This is a genomic window from Pseudomonas helmanticensis (assembly GCF_900182985.1).
Lineage (GTDB): Bacteria > Pseudomonadota > Gammaproteobacteria > Pseudomonadales > Pseudomonadaceae > Aquipseudomonas > Aquipseudomonas helmanticensis.
Map to the genome: position 1 here is coordinate 1,604,387 of NZ_FXUY01000001.1, position 17,979 is coordinate 1,622,365.

At 56.0% G+C, this 17,979-nt stretch carries 21 protein-coding genes and 3 pseudogenes; 9 read left to right on the forward strand and 15 right to left on the reverse strand.

What is annotated here, in order from left to right:
• Positions 1–86: 86 nt before the first annotated feature.
• Both QOL84_RS07150 and QOL84_RS07155 read left to right on the forward strand, forming a co-directional pair.
• A complete protein-coding gene (locus tag QOL84_RS07150; RefSeq protein ID WP_283436721.1) occupies positions 87–710 on the forward strand; it encodes a lysozyme family protein in 624 nt (207 codons plus the stop codon).
• Complete coding sequence (locus QOL84_RS07155) at positions 707–1,048, forward strand: hypothetical protein (protein ID WP_283436722.1); 342 nt, start codon at positions 707–709, stop codon at positions 1,046–1,048. The genes QOL84_RS07150 and QOL84_RS07155 overlap by 4 nt, the downstream gene beginning before the upstream one ends.
• A gap of 238 nt (positions 1,049–1,286) precedes the next feature.
• On the opposite strand, the gene QOL84_RS07160 is transcribed toward QOL84_RS07155, so the two are convergent.
• The 10 genes and pseudogenes from QOL84_RS07160 to QOL84_RS07205 form a co-directional block, all read right to left on the reverse strand.
• Positions 1,287–1,646 carry a DUF6124 family protein gene (locus QOL84_RS07160; protein ID WP_283436723.1) on the reverse strand — a complete coding sequence of 120 codons (360 nt, stop codon included), beginning with the start codon at positions 1,644–1,646 and terminating at the stop codon, positions 1,287–1,289.
• A gap of 514 nt (positions 1,647–2,160) precedes the next feature.
• On the reverse strand, positions 2,161–2,481 hold the full coding sequence (locus tag QOL84_RS07165) for a hypothetical protein (protein WP_283436724.1): 321 nt from the start codon (positions 2,479–2,481) through the stop codon (positions 2,161–2,163).
• Positions 2,482–2,535: 54 nt separating this feature from the next.
• On the reverse strand, positions 2,536–2,916 hold the full coding sequence (locus tag QOL84_RS07170) for a hypothetical protein (RefSeq protein ID WP_129393045.1): 381 nt from the start codon (positions 2,914–2,916) through the stop codon (positions 2,536–2,538).
• The gene (locus tag QOL84_RS07175; protein WP_283436725.1) at positions 2,916–4,241 is read right to left on the reverse strand and encodes a hypothetical protein; all 1,326 of its coding nucleotides are present in this window, start codon (positions 4,239–4,241) and stop codon (positions 2,916–2,918) included. The genes QOL84_RS07170 and QOL84_RS07175 overlap by 1 nt, the downstream gene beginning before the upstream one ends.
• A 306-nt stretch (positions 4,242–4,547) precedes the next feature.
• Entirely contained in the window at positions 4,548–4,907 is a 360-nt protein-coding gene (locus QOL84_RS07180; protein ID WP_008087957.1) for a DUF6124 family protein, read from the reverse strand.
• A gap of 365 nt (positions 4,908–5,272) precedes the next feature.
• The gene (locus QOL84_RS07185) at positions 5,273–5,656 is read right to left on the reverse strand and encodes a hypothetical protein (RefSeq protein ID WP_283436726.1); all 384 of its coding nucleotides are present in this window, start codon (positions 5,654–5,656) and stop codon (positions 5,273–5,275) included.
• A 183-nt stretch (positions 5,657–5,839) separates the two neighbouring features.
• Positions 5,840–6,217: an Ltp family lipoprotein gene (locus tag QOL84_RS07190; RefSeq protein ID WP_074907285.1), complete on the reverse strand. Its 378-nt coding sequence runs from the start codon at positions 6,215–6,217 to the stop codon at positions 5,840–5,842.
• Positions 6,218–6,440: 223 nt separating this feature from the next.
• Positions 6,441–6,848, reverse strand: coding sequence for a hypothetical protein (locus tag QOL84_RS07195; RefSeq protein WP_283436727.1), 408 nt, complete (start codon positions 6,846–6,848; stop codon positions 6,441–6,443).
• Positions 6,849–6,858: 10 nt separating this feature from the next.
• Positions 6,859–7,329, reverse strand: a complete 471-nt coding sequence (locus QOL84_RS07200) for a DUF6998 domain-containing protein (protein WP_283436728.1) — start codon at positions 7,327–7,329, stop codon at positions 6,859–6,861.
• 8 nt (positions 7,330–7,337) lie between these two features.
• Positions 7,338–7,560 (reverse strand): annotated as a pseudogene (locus QOL84_RS07205) (antirestriction protein ArdR).
• Positions 7,561–7,897: 337 nt separating this feature from the next.
• Between QOL84_RS07205 and QOL84_RS07210 the strand changes: the two are divergent.
• The 3 genes and pseudogenes from QOL84_RS07210 (at position 7,898) to QOL84_RS07220 (ending at position 10,408) form a co-directional block, all read left to right on the forward strand.
• Positions 7,898–9,429: pseudogene (locus QOL84_RS07210) on the forward strand (TIGR04141 family sporadically distributed protein).
• Between the two features lie 107 nt (positions 9,430–9,536).
• A pseudogene (locus tag QOL84_RS29460) lies at positions 9,537–9,887 on the forward strand (S-type pyocin domain-containing protein); the annotation flags it as partial.
• Between the two features lie 167 nt (positions 9,888–10,054).
• Positions 10,055–10,408 (forward strand): DUF6572 domain-containing protein, encoded by a 354-nt coding sequence (locus QOL84_RS07220; RefSeq protein ID WP_283436730.1) that lies wholly within the window; start codon positions 10,055–10,057, stop codon positions 10,406–10,408.
• Positions 10,409–10,486: 78 nt separating this feature from the next.
• Here the strand turns inward: QOL84_RS07220 and QOL84_RS07225 are convergent, their stop codons facing one another.
• A complete protein-coding gene (locus QOL84_RS07225; RefSeq protein WP_283436731.1) occupies positions 10,487–10,918 on the reverse strand; it encodes a type II secretion system protein N in 432 nt (143 codons plus the stop codon).
• Positions 10,919–11,038: 120 nt separating this feature from the next.
• On the opposite strand from QOL84_RS07225, the gene gspH reads away from it, so the two are divergent.
• Both gspH and QOL84_RS07235 read left to right on the forward strand, forming a co-directional pair.
• Positions 11,039–11,491 carry a type II secretion system minor pseudopilin GspH gene (gspH, locus tag QOL84_RS07230; RefSeq protein WP_129393015.1) on the forward strand — a complete coding sequence of 151 codons (453 nt, stop codon included), beginning with the start codon at positions 11,039–11,041 and terminating at the stop codon, positions 11,489–11,491.
• Positions 11,488–12,096 (forward strand): type II secretion system protein GspJ, encoded by a 609-nt coding sequence (locus QOL84_RS07235; RefSeq protein WP_283436732.1) that lies wholly within the window; start codon positions 11,488–11,490, stop codon positions 12,094–12,096. Before gspH ends, QOL84_RS07235 begins: the two co-directional genes overlap by 4 nt.
• Before the next feature lie 704 nt (positions 12,097–12,800).
• Here QOL84_RS07235 and QOL84_RS07240 read toward each other — a convergent pair.
• From QOL84_RS07240 to QOL84_RS07250, 3 genes are read right to left on the reverse strand one after another with little or no spacing between them, the layout of a single operon-like run.
• The gene (locus QOL84_RS07240; RefSeq protein ID WP_283436733.1) at positions 12,801–13,739 is read right to left on the reverse strand and encodes a FecR family protein; all 939 of its coding nucleotides are present in this window, start codon (positions 13,737–13,739) and stop codon (positions 12,801–12,803) included.
• A gap of 31 nt (positions 13,740–13,770) precedes the next feature.
• A complete protein-coding gene (locus QOL84_RS07245) occupies positions 13,771–14,322 on the reverse strand; it encodes an RNA polymerase sigma factor (protein WP_129393006.1) in 552 nt (183 codons plus the stop codon).
• On the reverse strand, positions 14,319–15,041 hold the full coding sequence (locus QOL84_RS07250) for a secretin and TonB N-terminal domain-containing protein (RefSeq protein ID WP_129393003.1): 723 nt from the start codon (positions 15,039–15,041) through the stop codon (positions 14,319–14,321). Before QOL84_RS07250 ends, QOL84_RS07245 begins: the two co-directional genes overlap by 4 nt.
• A gap of 150 nt (positions 15,042–15,191) precedes the next feature.
• Between QOL84_RS07250 and QOL84_RS07255 the strand changes: the two genes are divergently transcribed.
• The gene (locus QOL84_RS07255) at positions 15,192–15,506 is read left to right on the forward strand and encodes a hypothetical protein (protein WP_283436734.1); all 315 of its coding nucleotides are present in this window, start codon (positions 15,192–15,194) and stop codon (positions 15,504–15,506) included.
• Positions 15,507–15,642: 136 nt separating this feature from the next.
• Here QOL84_RS07255 and QOL84_RS07260 read toward each other — a convergent pair whose 3' ends face one another.
• The gene (locus QOL84_RS07260) at positions 15,643–16,083 is read right to left on the reverse strand and encodes a carboxymuconolactone decarboxylase family protein (protein WP_129393000.1); all 441 of its coding nucleotides are present in this window, start codon (positions 16,081–16,083) and stop codon (positions 15,643–15,645) included.
• A 424-nt stretch (positions 16,084–16,507) separates the two neighbouring features.
• Here QOL84_RS07260 and pdxR point away from each other — a divergent pair, with 424 nt between their 5' ends.
• Entirely contained in the window at positions 16,508–17,941 is a 1,434-nt protein-coding gene (gene pdxR / locus QOL84_RS07265; protein ID WP_283436735.1) for a MocR-like pyridoxine biosynthesis transcription factor PdxR, read from the forward strand.
• Positions 17,942–17,979 lie beyond the last annotated feature (38 nt).

Below are 17,979 nucleotides of genomic sequence, written 5' to 3' on the forward strand. Positions count from 1 at the left end.
CATGGCCAAAACCATAAACTTCTTTATTTTCACTCTCCAAAACAGCCACCAGCAGAGCGTCAAAGAGAATAACGGAAGTTTTCCTCATGGCTGAAGTCATTAGCAAAAACGGCCGAAAAATGTCATCTGTAGCCACCAGAACGGTGACGCCTGTCAAAGACTCCAGCCCTAAAGCTGTATCCGTAGACGCAAAGCAACAAAAGAGGCGTGCCGAGAATGCGGAGTTCTTAAAGAATAAAAATGTGAAGGCCTTTCTGGATACGTTGGCAAAAGTCGAGGGTGGCGACTATCACGCGAAATTTGGATATGGTTGGGCAGCTGGCTGGAAATCCGGGAAGTGGACATTCAGTGATGAGTCTACTCACCCAGGACCAGGTTATGGTGGTTCAACCACAGCTTCTGGAAGGTACCAAATCACGAAAGTCACATGGTCGGAACTCTCCATCAAAGCGATGGGGCTATCTGACTTTAGCCCCGGAACGCAGGACTTGATTGCCGTTGAACTCCTGCGGAACGTGAGTGCCATCGAACCGCTGATCGGTGGCGACTTAAAAACTGCAGTTGGAAAAGCATCAAAAAAATGGGAAGCGTTGCCTATGGGGCCGGGGTTGGCAAATCGACCAGTCAATGGAAAGCCTTCCGGCCAACCTTATACTGAGTACGACGAAGTAGAAAAAATATATAGAGGCTTTGGCGGTACTGTTAAATGAAACTAAAAATATTAGTTATCAGCCTTTTATGTTGCGTCAGTTTATTTTCAAGCGCAGCAGACGTTCCTATCAAAGAGGGAATGCCCTTTTCTAAAGCCCGAAAAGCTTTGATCAAAAATGGCTGGAAGCCGAATCCGTCTTACTCAGGTGAGTTCGGGGTTGAAAACGTCATCCAAAGAAAAGGCTTCACTGAAATCGAGTCTTGCACGGAGGGCGTCCGTTTCTGCAGCTTCAACTACATCAAGAACGGAGATTGTTTAGGTGTAGGAACTGTCGGCGAAGAAGTCAAAGACATGAAAGTTTATTCCTGGAACTTCAAATGCCCTGAAAAGGATTGAAACCAGAAATCAACAACAAAGTGATAACAAAGGGGACTGATTTATTTTATGGAATAAATCAGTCCCGTTTTTTTGATGGACCCGAGAGTGCCCCGACGCGCCTCAATAACCAGTCCCCCCAGGTTTCAGCGCCGAACACGATTCCCGTGACCAACACAAAACCCTGTGGGAGCGGGCTTGCCCGCTAAGGCGCCAGAACGGCCACCCCATCAATCAGCAGGTGACCCCGCCCCGCGCATCAACCCAGCAATTGCAAATTATCCAACGCCCGATTCACCGCCAACTCCCCGAGCATGATCAACTGCGCAATCCCCGCCAGCGCCTGGCGCTGCGACACCGGCAACAGACTGGCGACGTTCTGCGCGAGGGTTTTCGCCGAAGCGAGTGTTTCACTGGCATCGACCAGCAGCTCTTCGGTTTTGTTGTCCGCCGTAACGGCATACATCCCACGGTATTTACGTGGCGGTGGTGTGGAACCGGGCGGACAGAGGTAATGGTCGAGGGCGCGGTCGGCGGCTTCGTGGAGTTTGTTTGAGTCGAGGGATTCGTAGGGGGAAACCGAGTCGGTTTCTGGCGGGTTGGGTGTTGGTTTGATCATGGTGAAGCTCCATATTTATACCTGGTGGAACCACCAGCACCTGTCGCTAAACAAGTGAGGGTGGCAGCTGTACGCGGGTTAGCGAACCGAGAGGTATAAGACCCGGCAGACCCGAAGGTCTCCCACGCACAGCCACCATATCGTCATCGCAAACGTCTGCGACAAACTGGAGCGTCGTTGAACTTATACCTGGTCGGGTCGCTAAACCCGGTCGCTGGGTTGCCAGCGACCCATAGACGATATAGACCAGGTACAAAGCCCACAAGCCGACGGATTCTGGCGTAGCTGTAGGCAAAGGCGCAAGGGCGTGTAGCCTGAGAGAGTGTCTGGAGATGTCTTTTTAAACGTTGGCGTTTATCGAGACCTCATTTCGTCACGCACCAGCAACAGATCCGTCCCCTTATCCCAACAGACGTAAGAAAATGGCGAGATTGCTAGCCTGGTGCTTACTCGAACAGTCCTAAATATTCCGCCCAACCATACAAAGCCAGAATTCCCAGCAGAGAAAATGCATTCAATCGATATGGAATTTCGACCCACCGCCGCAATTCAGCGGAAGGCTCCGGACATCTTCTAGGGCACCCGGATTATCCGGCAACAGGCGCGAAGGACGTTTACGAAGTAACGCAGTGATCAGATTGAGCCTGTACCTGCGCGCCAAAAAACCAGAACGTCCCATCTGCGGGCAGTTGTGGAGCAGGAAGCAATTTTCAAGGTGCAATTCAATTTCGGAAAGCTTGAAATACCCGACATAGATCATCACCAGAACGTTGGAGATGACCAGCACCAGTAACGCAATGCCGGTGGCGGCGAACAGAAGTTTGATTTCAGTCATGGGGAGAGTCTTCGTAAACGACCTCACCGATGGACTGATTTTCTTTTTGCCCCATTACAAAAAACCTCTGTATTTCCCATACAGCCAAAGCAGTGACGTCCCGCCGCACACGAAATAGCCAACATGAAACGGACACGTCGCCCAGAACCTGAGTCCTCTGGGAAGGCGTTGAACGGCGTCGATCAGCAAGGGTTCCTGCCGTTGGATACTCTTGGACGTAATCAACCGACTGACAGCGGTCATCCGCTGAGTTCTCGAGTAAAAACTTCCCCCTGATGAACCACAGTCCATGGATAGATACAGCCACTCATCAAAGTGTTTTTCCAGAGCGTCGAGTTTTGTATAAACGGCGTAGAAAATCATTGCGCAGTTGATCACGCCCATCACGATCTGCGCCCCACATGCCCAGGCAAATACTGTGCTGGTGATTTCCATTACTCGGAATACTCATGAATTTCTTGCCCCAATAACTCTCCTAGCTCCGTCATCTGAGTTCCTGTCTCCACGGACCCTGCCGCACCGACCACAAGCACACACACAAGTTTTCCCATTCCTTTCAATTTCGCGCATACCGCCAAACCTACTTTCCCTCCGATATATCCACCTGCAAGAGCTCCAGCGGTACCGCCGACCATTTTCCCTCCCTCTACAAACCTCACTTGCCTGCATTCCGCCTCGCGGTCGGACGCGCAGACCTCGTAGATTTTTGAGCTGGATGCGCCCAGTTGCAGACCTATGCCGAGATAACCACCTCCCTTCATGAACTTCGCTGCTCTGGCAACGCCCGCAATGTTAGTTGCATATCCGGGCAGTTTTGCCGGTGCGCCTGCTTTGCCCCATCGGTGAACAATTCGGCGACTGGACAATCCCAGTGCACGTTTGAGTTTTGGTTGATCTGGCAAACCGGTGCCCTTGCGTACCAGCGGCCCAAGGCTCGCATCAAGTTTCGCCATCAGACGTTTGCGTTTGGCAAAGAACTCCGGCGAATGCAGATGGCGATGTTGGGTGTATTGCTGCTGATGCAGATGCTCCAACTCTTTGAGGGTGTTTTTCAATCCTTCCAGATGCTGCCCAATCATGAATGACGCAACGCCCAATGTGCCTGCCGACACCTCCAGAAACGGCTCAATGACCTCATGATGCTCAACCATGAACGAAGCTTCTTCATCCGAAAGGTCTTTCAACGCCTCGTTCACCTTCTCCGCAGCGGCCATCATCTGTGCTTCTTCGCGCCGGCACATGTAGTTACGTGAGTCGCTGAACAAGACCATTTGCCCAGGCTTGACCCGCTCACCGAGATGTCGATTGAGTGAACGGAATTCGCGACGCAGTGAGTCGCCGGGACTGATTTCGTACAACTCCCGTTCAAGCGCCTCGAGCGTCATGGGTTTCTGAACGATGTGGAAACCCGATTCAGCCGGTTGCGGCAAGGTGTAGGCGTGTTCCTCCACCAAGTGTTGTGCAGGAGGAGGCTCGGGTTTGGGGTTGAAGGCATTCCAGGAGGCGCCGCCGTTGTCTGTAGCCATGCGTGGCTTCACCAGTGCCCAATCACCGTTACGCACAGCATCGATGAGTTTTTGCTCATTCGCGCCTTGCATGTAGTTGGAACGATGCAGGCCCATGGCGTTTAACAAGTCGTCGAATCCGGGCAAGTCGTCCGGGCGACTCAATGCCTGTCGGAAATGTTCCATGGATTGATAGGAATCGAGGATCTGCTCTCGCTGGCCATGGACCTCGCTTTGTGGGATGAGTCTGGTCACGTCCGTGTCCCGTTCTGAAAACGCAGAACTTTGGCGAACGGACTCAGGTTTGAATGCAGGATGGATCGGTGTTCGTTGTAGGGAAAATCCGGTTTTCTGACTTGCAGACGCCGCGCTCAAATCATCAATGTTTTAAGGCGGTACTGGGTGGGGCAGAAAATAGATCCGTCGCCAATGTTTGCTCCCACAGGTATCAGCGTCGTACACAGCATCTGCAATCAGCATAAAACCCTGTGGGAGCGAGCCTGCTCGCGAAGGCGCCAGAATGAACACCCGATCAATCACCAGGTGATCCCGGCACCCGCATCACTCCGGCAATTGCAAATTATCCAACGCCCGATTCACCGCCAACTCCCCAAGCATGATCAACTGCGCAATCCCCGCCAGCGCATGGCGCTGTGATGCCGGCAACAGGCTGGAGACGTTCTGGGCGATGGTTTTGGCCGAAGCGAGTGTTGCACTGGCATCGACCAGCAGTTCTTCGGTTTTGTTGTCCGCCGTCACGGCGTACATCCCACGGTTTTTACGTGGGGGCGGCGTGGAACCGGGTGGACAGAGATAATGGTCGAGCGCGCGGTCGGCGGCTTCGTGGAGTTTTTTTGAATCGATGGATTCGTAGGGGGAAACCGAGGCGGTTTCGGGTGGGTTGGGTGTTGGTTTGATCATGGTGAAGCTCCAAATTTATACCTGGTGGAACCACCAGCACCTGTCGCTAAACAAGTAAGGGTGGCAGCTGTACGCGGGTTAGCGAACCGAGAGGTATAAGACCCGGCAGACCCGAAGGTCTCCCACGCACAGCCACCATATCGTCGTCGCAAACGTCTGCGACAAACTGGAGCGTCGTTGTACTTATACCTGGTCAGGTCGCTAAACCCGGTCGCTGGGTTGCCAGCGACCCATAGACGATATAGACCAGGTACAAAGCCCACAAGCCGGCGGATTCTGGCGTAGCTGTAGGCAAAGGCGCAAGGGTGTGTAGCCTGAGAGAGTGTCTGGAAATGTCTTTTTAAACGTTGGTGTTTATCAGAACCTTACAATTTAAAGACTCGATCCAGAAACTCCTCAGATGCCTTATCTTTCGAAATTTCCGAACGTGCAATACCTTGTCTTCTCCAACTGCAAGATAAGTTCTCGAAGTATAATTCCTCCAGTTTTCCTGGATCTGCACCTTTAACTTTATCTAACTCCCCAATGAAAGCTGTCACCTTCACACACTTCAAGTAATTATTAATATAATCGAGACTATTTAAAGGCAAATACGCAACTTCTGCATGAGACCAATACAAGACAACGCCCTCTTCCCGAAGCCAAATACTCACTTCACCATCTTTTTTAGCCTTTAGAAGCTCGATATGTTCTGCCGCTTTTTTTTGATGTCTATCTACAAGACTTTTGACATAATCTATAGTTAACATTTATCCACCCATTTCCTACTGGTTCACGTTGTCCGCAGCGGCACGAGCCAAATCGGCACGGGCAAACTATGCTTCGTGGTGACATTGGTCAACATCTTGCTATTTCAGCCCAACGGCCTAGAACGATGGTTGTAGGCGGATTCGATTATTCCAATGTAACTATCGTTTGAACCACGCCATTTTTCAGCAACCATCTGCATGTTTTGCCCCGTAGGTTGCTTGGTCCACAGTGTATTTTTCTCCAGCACTCGAGGAAAGTTGCTTAATGAGGCCTTTGCACGAGAAGCCCATCATATTGAGATACTGCTTCGCAGACCTCACCGCCTGCTGGTTCCAATCAATGTTCATGCTGTCCACCGCTATCGTAGCGTCAGAAACATCGAAACCCTCTCCAGCATCAGATGAAAGCTGATGAATAAGCCCATTCCGTGAGAAGCCCGTCATGCTGAGATACTGCTTCGCTGATCTGACTGCATTATTTTGAGGTCCAGTCAAATCTCCAGCCCATGAGGGCCCAGCAGCAAAAAAAGTGACGGCCAATATTACTTTCAAAAAATTCATCGAGATATCTCCAGAACCCATGCAGCGCCTTTAACGGCCTTAATATTCTTGTTTTACGGGTTAACTTTAGATGACACGTCCCTTTGAGGGAACTCAGCGAATTTCCTCGGCTTTCACCTGGTCACTCAGTGTCTGCAGCTGCGGCGGTAGGCCAAGAATCACGTTTATCACGAGAGTCATTTTTTCCGAGGTCAGTTGAATAACCGATGAAGTCCCACCGGCTTCAACCGGCGAACCTCTCCCATTTTTTGATCCCTAGTCGAGCGTTCCTTTCTTCATCGCCATTCTTGCTCGCAAAGACATCAATAAATTTCAAATGAGCGTCCATGTAAGAATCGAAATCCTTAACCGGCACCCCATAGTCAAGGGCGCGGCTCCACCAAGAGAACGCAATAGCCAGCTTGCCAATTTCAGGATCGCTATTTATATAGTCGCTTTTCAGACGATCTAGCCCGCCATCATTGCAGGCGACCGCCCAGCCAAATGCTTTCGAAAACTCCCTAACTTTTCGCAGTTGTACGCCAGAAGCTAACTTTTTGTGTATCGTTTTGTGGGTTTTTATATCGCCCTCGTCGGTTGGGTCATACATAAGTCCACAGACACGACACTCACCATTTTCATTCATTTGCATCGTCTTTTTCCTAAACTGAGGCCCGCTCCCAGCGTAGCGAACTTATTGCTTTGAATTGGCTGATACCGACTGATCCACGCTCGTTCCTAGCTTTTGATCCAGGCCTTGTCAGCAACGCCTCTACCGAAGGCCTGGCTGCTTCATAAATCTGAAAGGCGTTGTAATCGGCATCGAGCAGCACCAGGAGAACCGTATCGAAAGACTGCTTTAGATCGATTGATCCCACTCGGCCGCCTCGCATTTGAGGATCGGAAAAATACCTCCCCTTAATTTGAATCTTGAGAGTCTCCCCGTCTCTCGTTTCCGTCGCGTCATACCCCGCCTGCCTAGCCAACTCCAATTTGAGATTGAGGATCCGGGCGGCCTCATACTCCGCAACCTCACCCGTAACACCCAGCGGCTTGCCTGTGAGGTGATAATACCGCCGAGCAAGGACTTTCGCGTCGCTCAGGATCTGATAAACCTCATCGGTTGCTTCCATGCTTTTTCCTATGCTCGGGCCGGGTCAGCTGCGACCCAGCACTCTGCACCGTTGTACTCGTCGCCGCCTTCGGCAATGAAGACGTGGCCATGTTCGTCCACGGCGTACACGCCAGAGCGTTCGTGGCTTGCATCACGCAACGCAAACCAGCACGACGCCGCCATGGTGTTCCTGGTTGCCTAATCGCCACTTTTTGGCAGTTGCGCGTAGCGCCTCGATGAGTTGTGCCATGGTCGGTCCTTTCAGTTGAAGTCGTGGGTCACTCGGGCAGTCGGTCAATCTGCTCGCTTATGCTTCGCGCCAAGGCTACAGCAGCACGATTTGCCTGCCACGTAGTGTTTTAGACTTAAGGGGACTGATTTATTTTCTAGAAATAAATCAGTCCCCTTAAATTATGGGTGATACGAAAGCGTAATGCGTCCTCGCTCATAAACCTCGAAATTCGCAGGGGGGAGGTTTAACGGTGGTTTTTAACCACATCGTGCATGCCTTGACGGAAAGAGAGGCAGATGCCAATTTAACATCAAAGCGAGAGGTCAAGGAGTGACGTGTGAAGATCACCATCAACGTGTTCCTGCTCAAGGACGGGCGAACCGCCCGGGACGCACTTTCCGATGAGGTCAACTTGCGACCTATCGCTTTTTCATTGGGCGATGTTGAGTGCCTCTTTTACCATCAGAAAAACCCTTCTCATCCTAAGTGGACCCAACTATTCAGTGCCATCCCAGAAGTGGCTGGCCTAGACCTTACCGGCAGATCGCTCAAAGCTCTGCTCGTCCTGGCAGTCCACGGCAGGGTCTTTTGCTTCACTTTTGGCCACGCCAGACACCTAATCGATCAGCTAGCCATTGAGCGTTATTTCGGGTTGCGCACGGCGCTTAGCTTGACTGATCCACTACTGATCAAGTCCGTGGAAAAGTCCAATATTGATCGTACACCGCTGCGCTCAAAGGCGCAGTCATCGAGGCTACTGTCGATTTCGGAGTTCGATTTTAAGTTCGACTCGGAGATCCTGAAATCGCTAACCGGCGTCGTGGAGAACGAGCAGGATGAGGGCGAGTACGTTAGCGGTTCGGACTCATTGGCGTTGCATTCCGATGTAAAGCTCGAAGACTTCCCGGAGATCGCACTTCGACTGTTGACGGCGTACGAAGACGAGCATTGCAAGGATAAATACCCTTGGATGGATTTCATTGTCCCAGTACGCGACTCCACACTCATGGGCCAACTCGATGGGCTTCTAGTGGCTGCGATAAATACAGAGCAGTTCGACCGCGTCCGCGCGGCGCCACCCGAGCTACTTGGCAACGACATCAGCGGCTTCGGTTATGTGAAACACAGCGCCCGGTCTCGCAACGGCCCGACCATTGCGTTCGACCTCGATCTGCGGCAGGCGCTGCTCGCAAAGCACCTTCTGCGAGGTATCACCCGACAGGCGCTGGCATCCGAACGTATCTACCTTTATGGTGCAGATGAGCAACGACTTGCTGCGTGGCCTCTGTATACGTGCCTTGAGGCGGAAATCGAACACGAAGGAAAAATCTATCTGCTAGCGAGGGTGATTGGTACCAGATTGACCGCGATTACACCGAGCAAGTGAACCGCTTTTTTGACGCTGCAGTTCCATGCAATCTGGTGTTTCCTCCGTATGATACCGACCACGAGGGCGCTTACCTTAGACGCATCGCAGACAACATAAATTTCTATCTGCTGGATCAGAAATTAGTGAGGTTGACGGGTGCTGGTGGCCCATTCGAATTTTGTGACCTGCTCACGCCGGATCACCACATCATTCACGTCAAGAAGTACTCATCGTCGAGCGTGCTGAGCCATCTCTTTTCTCAGGCCTACGTATCCGCTGAAGCTCTGATCAATACCCCCGATGTCGTTACGCAGGTGAACGCCTATCTGGCGGAGTTGGGTAATTTTCAGTTCGACTTCAACCCTGTCACGCAACCGCGCAACAGAATCGTGTTCGCTATAATGCAACCCAACAATACGTTACACATGCCGTTTTTCTCGAAGGTTAACTTCCGACAGTTTGCCCAGCGGCTCGGTGCAATGGGCTACCAGGTTGAGGTTTGTAGAATTGGTAATTGACAGAACTGGCCACGGTCAATCAGACCGGCCGGGACATTTCGTGCACTCAAAGTCAAATGGAAGGTTTACTTTTCGAAAATAAATCCGTCCCCTTTGTCTCAGACACGAAACCCACCCCCATGGGCTGCGTCTTCGCCAAAAGCTGCAACCTGCCCGACGGCGAAATCAACCACACCAACCCCGCTGGATTCGTCCCCGTTGAAAAACTGGCGGACTACGGTCTATGGGCCGTACTGGCCACAGGCGCAGCAATCACCGCCGAAGGCACCTCGCTCCAGTTAGTTGGCGGATCCACAACCGGCAGCGCTATAGCCCAACGACTAGGCGGCTCCCTCGCGCTAGGTTTGCTTGAGAGTGCAGGTACATTGGCAGCAGGCGCCGCCATCGGCACCGTCGCGCTATTAATGCCCAACACCTGCCTCGCCCCCGACAGCGCTTTCTACAAAACCGACCAATACAGAAACAGCGCCGCTCACACGCAACCAAAAACTCGGCTTTCCAGAAATAGAAAAGACCGGCGCAACAGTCGTTGGCAAAGGCAAACCCGGTTTCACCGGCGGTACCATAATCCCACCCACCAGAGTCGACATCATTCGACCTGACCCGACCCTCTGAGGGAGCAGACATGTCCATCACCGAAACGAAAGTCGTCGACATCATCGCAGTACCCGAGTGGGAGCCCGACAACGTCGTACTCGTCATCACCGATCACCTGGAATGGGGCGACAAAGCCCAACAGGGCGAACACCTGCTGTTGCTTCAAGAGAAGATCAACACCTACATCGCCTTCATTGAGAGCGGCGAATTGCTGGATAGCTACCCGCCAGCCAAGGGCAAAAACCCGAAGATCCGCATCAATGGCCTTTACCAATTGCCTGAGCAAGGTGAGTCCTTCATCGACCGCGTCACAGAAGTGCTCAAAGGCGTGGGCATTGGAATGGAATTTGTCCTCAAGGACGAATTAGCATTACGCCACTAGTCGTCAGGAGGGTGAGAAGGAATCGCGCTGGCGCATTCATAGTTCAGTGCAATACCTTACTCACTTCAATCCCGCAAATCACTGCCTCACCAACCTAGGCAACACGCCCCCCTCCGCCAACCTCTCCACCCCCAACCGCACCCTCTCCCCACCCTGCTCAATCACCACCCCATCCCCCTCCACCGCCACCAACTTCACCCCAGGCCCCACCCTCTCCCCCGGCAAAAAACTCCTCGGCGGCCCATCGTTCAGACTCAATATCGCCACCGCCGCCGAACCACCCGCCATCACCCCACTCACCTTGATATCCACCGGGGCCATCTGATTGGAAAACCACTGCAACGCCGGACTATCACTGCGCACTGCCAGCAATTGCGGAGCCACTGCCGGAGTGTGGGATTCGGCGGTGGTCAGTAGCAGCGACGACCATGTCGCGACGCCGACCAGCGCTGCAACCAGTGCCAATACCTGAACCATTTGTGGTGGCGAAACACGTGTGGCGAATGTCATGGGCTGAATCTCCTTTTTATCCCTGCGCTCAGCCTACGCGGCAATTCTCTCCGTTTTATTTCACACGCCTTACATGTTCGCCGTGCACTCTGGAAATTGACGCAAAGGAGCGCGCAATCGATGAACGTGGGCAAGCAACAGGGCTTCACTCTGATTGAGCTGATGGTGGTGCTGGTGATCATTGGGATCGCGAGTGCGGCGATCAGTCTGAGTATCAAACCGGATCCGCTGCAGTTGCTGCGCAAGGATGCCGAGCGCGTGGCGCAGTTGCTGCAGGTGGCGCAGGCGGAGGCGCGGGCGGATGGTCGGCCGATTGTGTGGTTGAGCGATGCCAAGGGGTTTCGGTTTAGTCGGCGTGGCGACGGTGGCAAGGGGTTTGATCATTTTGCGCAGGATCAGCAGTTGCGTCCGCGTGCCTGGCAGAGTCCGAAAATTGATGTGCGGGTGGAGCCGAAGCAGCGGGTTGTGCTGAATGCTGAGTGGATCAATCCGCCGCTGCAATTGATGTTGTCGGATGGCTTGAATCGGTTGAGCGTAGTGCGCGATGGCGCTGGGCGGATCAGTATCCAATGAAGAATCAGCACGGGTTTACGTTGATTGAGGTGATGGTCGCGATTTTGCTGATGGCGGTGGTGAGTCTGATTGCCTGGCGGGGGCTGGACAGTGTGACGCGGGCGGACAGTCATTTGCAGGCGAGTGGTGAGCAGAGCGACAGTTTGTTGCGGGCGCTGAATCAGTTGCAGCGGGATGTGGAGATGCGGGCGGGGGTTGAGCTGACTGAGCCGAAGAAGGTTGGCGTGGATGATGAGCCGCTGACGGCGCCGCCGGCGATTACTGTGCGTAGCAGTGACAGTAAGGGGTTCCGGCTGGACATTATTCGCACTGCGGCGGATCAGCCGGGGGCGTTGCAGCGGGTGCGGTGGTGGGTCAAGGGCGACACTTTGTATCGGGCGGTGGCTGAGGCGCGGAGTCGGTATCCGCTGCCGGCGCCTGGGAATGGGGTTGCTGTTTTGAGTGATGTCAGTGATGTGCAGGTGCGGGTTTGGGAGGTGGATAAGGGGTGGCGGCAGTTGAGCGGGAATCGGCGGGAGGATCCGTTGGGGTTGGAGATTCGGTTGAGTCGGGGGACGGCGCAGGGGGTGGAGAAGTATCGGCAGGTGATTGGGCCGTTGGAGTGACGGACATCGGATGTCACTGTAGGAGCTGCCGGAGGCTGCGATCTTTTGACTTTGATTTTCAAGATCAAAAGATCGCAGCCTTCGGCAGCTCCTACATTGGGATTTGGGTGCGGTCAGTTGGAGGGTGGTTGCGTGGTAGGCCGTCTTCGCGAGCAGGCTCGCTCCTACAGTTTTAAATTTGCGTACAACCCAAGCGGCGAAGCCGCACCACTCAACAGGATGAGCGCAAGCTCGGCTGCAGCTTTTGATCTTGTTCCACGGGCGACGTCGGAAGGCTTCGTTCCGGGATTCATCCGGGGGTGGGAGCGCAGCGACCGTTTGGCGCAGCCAAATGCAGCGAGAGGAGGTGCAGCGAAGCAAACCGTAGGCGATGCGCCCGGATGGATCCCGCAGCGAAGGAACCCCGAGCTTTAGCGAGCGGGCCGCACGCAGGAGCAAGCCTTTTGGGTTACCTTTTCGCTGGGCCGGCACTCCGGCGTTTGGAAAAGGTGACCCGCCGTAAGGGCGGAACCCTAAGCAGCCATTACCGCAGCAACGGATATGTATTCGGTCATCCCCGCAAAAAAGCCAAGATCAAAAGATCGCAGCCTTCGGCAGCTCCTACAGTGGGGTTGGATGTAGTCAGTTAGAGAATTGTTGGATGGCAGGCCGCAATCGCTGGCAAGCCAGCTCCCACAGGGATTGGTGGTATTGGCGGGAATGGATTAACTGAGGACGACTACTCCGCCGGGCAGCTCAGTGCATTTGACGCCGTAGGCGTCGCGGATGAGCAGCGCAACGCCAGCGAGTTGGTCGAGGCTGAAGCGGGCCTGGACGCGGCGTTGTCCGAGTTCGCGGTTAAGCAACAGCAACATCCCCGGCCGATACCGATTGATCTCATCAATCATCTGGCTCAGCGTAGCGCCGTTGAACACCAACACTTGCTGACGCCAATTCATCACCGCCGCCGTGTCGACACTCTGCACACTGCCAACCTGCCGCGCGTCGTAGGTCACCTGCTGCCCCGGTTCAAGCCGCAAACTACGCCCCTCAACATCCACTTCAACCGCACCATCAAGGCAAGTCACACAAACTTGCTGATCAGTGTTACGCAAGTTGAAACGCCCCTGACTGGCACGCAACCACCCTCCCCCAGCCTGCATCGCCAGCGGCAACCGCGCGGTCTGCACTTCGACTTCGCCGCTGACCAGTTCAAAGCCTTGCACGCCGTTATCGATTGAGCGCTGATTGATCCGCGTCTGGGTGTTCAGCTCCAGGCTCACGCCTTGCGCCGGTTCGAAGCGGCGCTGTTGGCCAACTTCAGTGATGTAGTCGGCACCGAGCCCTTCGAAGCCGCCGGGAATCGTCCCGCGCACCAGCAAAAACGCCGCCGATGCGGCAATCGCGCCGCCGAGAAACGCACGACGGCCAAACCCGCGCGGCGCCTGCATTTGCTCCAAGGCCGGTTGCAGTTGCTGCCATAACCGCTTGGCATCTTCGAACGCGCGGGCATGATCGGCGCTCTGCGCGCACCATTCGCGCAGGGCGCGGGCGTCGGCCACGGTGGCGCGGCCCGAGGTCAGCAGGATCAGCCAGTCGTGAGCTTCGCTGTGCAGATTGTCGGCCACCGATGGCTCGGCAGGTGTCAGTCGAAAGATGTTCAAACGCGCAGATTCTCAACGGATTAATCGGGCACTACTCTGAAGACGGTTTTCCGGCCCCGCGACCGAACCGCTGAAACACTTTTCTTTCCAGTTTTGCGGCGCAGAAGCCCAATGCGGCTTTGATTTCCTTTTCGACCATGCGCGTGGAGATGCCGAAACGCTGGGAGATTTCCAGGTGCGGCGCCTCTTCCAGACGCGCGGCGATGAAGATTCTGCGGCGCCGCGCTGGCAGCTCGTAGAGGGCGCTGAGCAGCGACTGGATTTCCTTTTGCCCGCCTACCACGCGCGCCGGATCGAGGGCTTCGTCGCCGATTTGCAGCAGCTCTTCGACTTCCTCGCCGGTGAGCAGGCGCGCGTCGGCCTGACGGCGGTCGGCGGCGATGTTCAGGGCCATGCGATAGAGGTAGGCGTTGGGCCGGGCGATATTCGCCGGCGTTTCCATGCGGTCGACGCGCAAGTAGGTTTCATGCAGCACGTCGTTGGCCAGATCCTCTGAGCCGAGACGCCTGCGCAGACGCACCCGAAAGTCCTCGTAGGACGTCAGGAACAGTTGGACCATCGAACCTTGTCCGGTGTCTTTCATCCCCCGGAAACTCCTTCCCATTTGGTGCATTCCATGCGTTTCCCTGACGACTCCGGTAACAACAGCAACGTGACCGGCTGGCGTAACGCGCTGGGCGTTGGCCGGTCGATCCTTAGATTGCGAAAGCTTTCCACCAGCGCGGTATCGCGCCGTACATCACCGGTCGAGGTGACCAACCGGTTGTGCTGCACCACGCCGTCGCGACCGACCCATACCTGCAACACCGCGCGATAACTGCCGGGCCGGGTCAGCGGCGAACGACAGAGGTTGCGCTCGATCGCCGCTTGCACGGCGGTGGCGTAGCTGCGGCTGACGGCGACGCTTTCCGGCGTCTGTCTTTGTGTCGGCGCCGGCACGTCTTCGACCTGCGCCACTTGCAGGGTGAACGCATCGTTGCGCGCGTAACGCGCCATCAAGCCGCTGCCACCGAGCAAACGGCGCAAGGCGTCGGCGGCGGTGTATTCGCCATCGACGGCCAATGAACGTCGGCCACGACTTAGCTGACTGTCGACCAGCACTGCAACGCCGGTGGCGCGGCTGTACTGATCGAGCGCCCGGGCCAGATCCTGCGCGGGAATGTGCAGCGTCATGCGCAAGTCCGCCGGCACCGGTTCCGCCGTCGCTTCAACCGCCAGCAAGGCACACAGCAGCCCCAGCCACACCCGGTGCACAAGAGTCGTTGAACGCTGAAGACCGTCCCTGGAACTGCCTCGCTGCACGGCTGACGAATCCTTGGAAATCGTCATCCTGAGGGCTGTTTATGACTCTGGTGTGACGGCCGGTGCAAAAAAACCATCACGGGAATTGCGCGAGGCTTGCACTAGACTCAAGCCATAGCGCGGCCCCGTCGGGCCGGCCAGGAGGCGAGCATGAACACACTGTGGCGATCAAGCCTTGGCGGGCTGTTGTTGATGGCGCTGTCGAGCGCTTATGCCGAGCAGCCGCTGGGCTGCGTGGAAGTGACGGTCGGCGGCTACAAAGCGCCGAATTACGATTGCTTGAGCCAGCAGATGGGCAACAACCCTGAAGGGGCTGCGGCGGCGGAAAAGAATCAGGAGGCGCTGAATGTGCCGGTAAACAAGCGCCCGCCGAATCAGGTGGGCCTGGCGACACCGGCCGCGACCAGCACGCGGATGGGCAATACCTTTGGCACCTCGGTAAAACCGCAACGCCCCCCACAATGACATCGACCAACCGATTGATCGTTCCCACGCTCCGCGTGGGAATGCAGCCCGGGACGCTCCGCGTCCCATTCAGAGCCGAACGCGGAGCGTCCGTTGAGGCATTCCCACGCAGAGCGTGGGAACGATCATAGGGGGTTCAATCGCTGGGGGTTTGGCGGAAGCTGACGGCCAGGCGGTTCCAGCTGTTGATGGTGGTGACGGCCATGGTCAGGTCGACCATTTCGCCTTCGCTGAATTGCTCGCGGGCTTGCTGATAGACATCGTCGGGCACGTGGCTCTCGGCTAACAGTGTCACCGCTTCGGCCCAGCCCAGCGCCGCACGTTCGCGCGGATTGAAGAAGTTGCTGTCGCGCCACACCGCGATCGCGTACAAGCGCCGATCACTCTCCCCGGCCCGGCGCGCATCCACCGAGTGCATGTCGGTGCAGAACGCGCAGCCATTGAGCTGCGAGGCGCGGATCCGGATCAGTTGCAGCAGCGGTTGCTCGATGCTCAGGTTGCTGGTCAGCGCCTCCATGGCGATCATCGCTTTCATCGCCTTGGGCGAAGCGTTGTAGTAATCCAGACGCGGGGACATGGCGGGTCTCGGGGAGGCGGAATAATGAGTTCACCGTAAACGCCGACAGCGGCGCATTACAGCCCCAATTGCACGAAAAACCGCTACACCACTGAATCCCCGCTAAACACCAATGATCGTTCCCACGCTCCGCGTTGGAATGCAGCCATGGACGCTCCGCGTCCACTGTGACGCAGAGCGTCACGGGAGGAGTTACCACGCGGAGCGTGGGAACGATCAAAACACCAATCTCCTGTAGGAGCTGCCGAAGGCTGCGATCTTTTGATGTTGTTTTTTGAAAAGCAAGATCAAAAGATCGCAGCCTTCGGCAGCTCCTACAGGGGTTCTGCGCCAATTTTGGTTTTTTGGGCTGCGCAACTATTGTGGATCGTGCAACGGCGGTACTCTGGCGGGCACCTCAATCAGTCTCGGGAGCCTTGTCGGTATGGAACTTCACGTCGTGATCAACGGCCGCAAGGATCTCGCCGGTCAGTTGTATCAGCAACTGCGCGGGGCCATCGAAACCGGGCGCCTCGCGGCTGGCACGCAGTTGCCGCCGAGCCGTCTGCTCGCCGAGCAACTGGGCATCTCGCGCAAGACCATTTCCGACACCTACGCGCAACTGACCTACGAAAACTTCCTCACCGGGGTGATCGGCAAAGGCACCTACGTCAACGCGCGCCCGGCGCAGGCCCAGCGCAAACAAAGCCACACCGAGCTGGCCAGTGCCGAGGTGATCGAGAGCTGGCGCAATCTGCCGGTGTTCCTGCGTCATCCGACGCTGGAAGGCTCGTTGCGCTACGACTTTATCGGCGGCGCCACCAGCAAGGGCCAGTTTCCGCAGGACGAGTGGCGCCGCTGCGTGTCCCATGCGATGCGTCAGATGGCCCAGTCGAAAGGCTTCTACAGCGTCGCCGAAGGCCTGCCCGCGCTGCGCAATGCGATTGCCCGGCACATCGCGTTTTCCCGTGGAATCAACTGTCAGGACGAAGACATCGTCGTGTGCAACGGCGCGCAACAGGCGCTGGATCTGATCACCCGCGTGCTGATCCGCCCCGGCAGTCTGGTGGCGACGGAAGACCCCGGTTATCCGCCGGCACGCCTGCTGTTCGGCACGCATGGCGCCGAGGTGGTCGGGATTCCGGTGGATGCCGAGGGCATTCAGGTCGAGCACATTCCCGAGGGCACGCGGCTCATCTATGTGACGCCGTCGCACCAGTTTCCGCTGGGCATGCCGATGAGTCAGGCGCGCCGTGAAGCCTTGCTGGCTCGCGCGCATGAGTTGGGCGCGATCATCATCGAGGACGACTATGACAGCGAGTTCCGCTACGAAGGCCGGCCGACCGATTCGCTGTTCAATCTCGATCAGCGTGGCATCGTCGCCTACGTCGGGACCTTCTCGAAGACCCTGCTGCCCGAGCTGCGCCTGGGTTACGCGATTCTGCCGCCGGCCATTCTCGAGGCGGTGATCCGCGCCAAGCAGCTCACCGATCTGCACGCTTCGACGCTGCCACAATGGGCGTTGGCCAAGTTCATCGCCGAAGGTTATCTGCTCAAGCACATTCGCCGCTGCCACGCGATTTATGCGCAGCGCCGCGAGCGTATTCTGGCGCGCATGGCCAGCGATCTCGCGCCGTGGCTTGCGGCGGTACCGGCCAGCGCCGGGTTCCACATGGCGGTGTTCTGCAAGGTGCCGATCGACTTGCCGCTGCTGATCGAGCTGGCGAAGAAGGTCGAGGTCGGTTTGTACTCGATCAACGGCTTCTATTATCAGCAACCGCCGAAAGACGGTTTGTACTTCGGTTTCGGCGCCATCGACACGCTGGACATCGATATCGCCCTCGATCGCCTGCGCGACATCCTGCAGCAGGTCGCCTGAAGGCATTGGTCTGAAGATTTAACCGCCGATTGGTTATT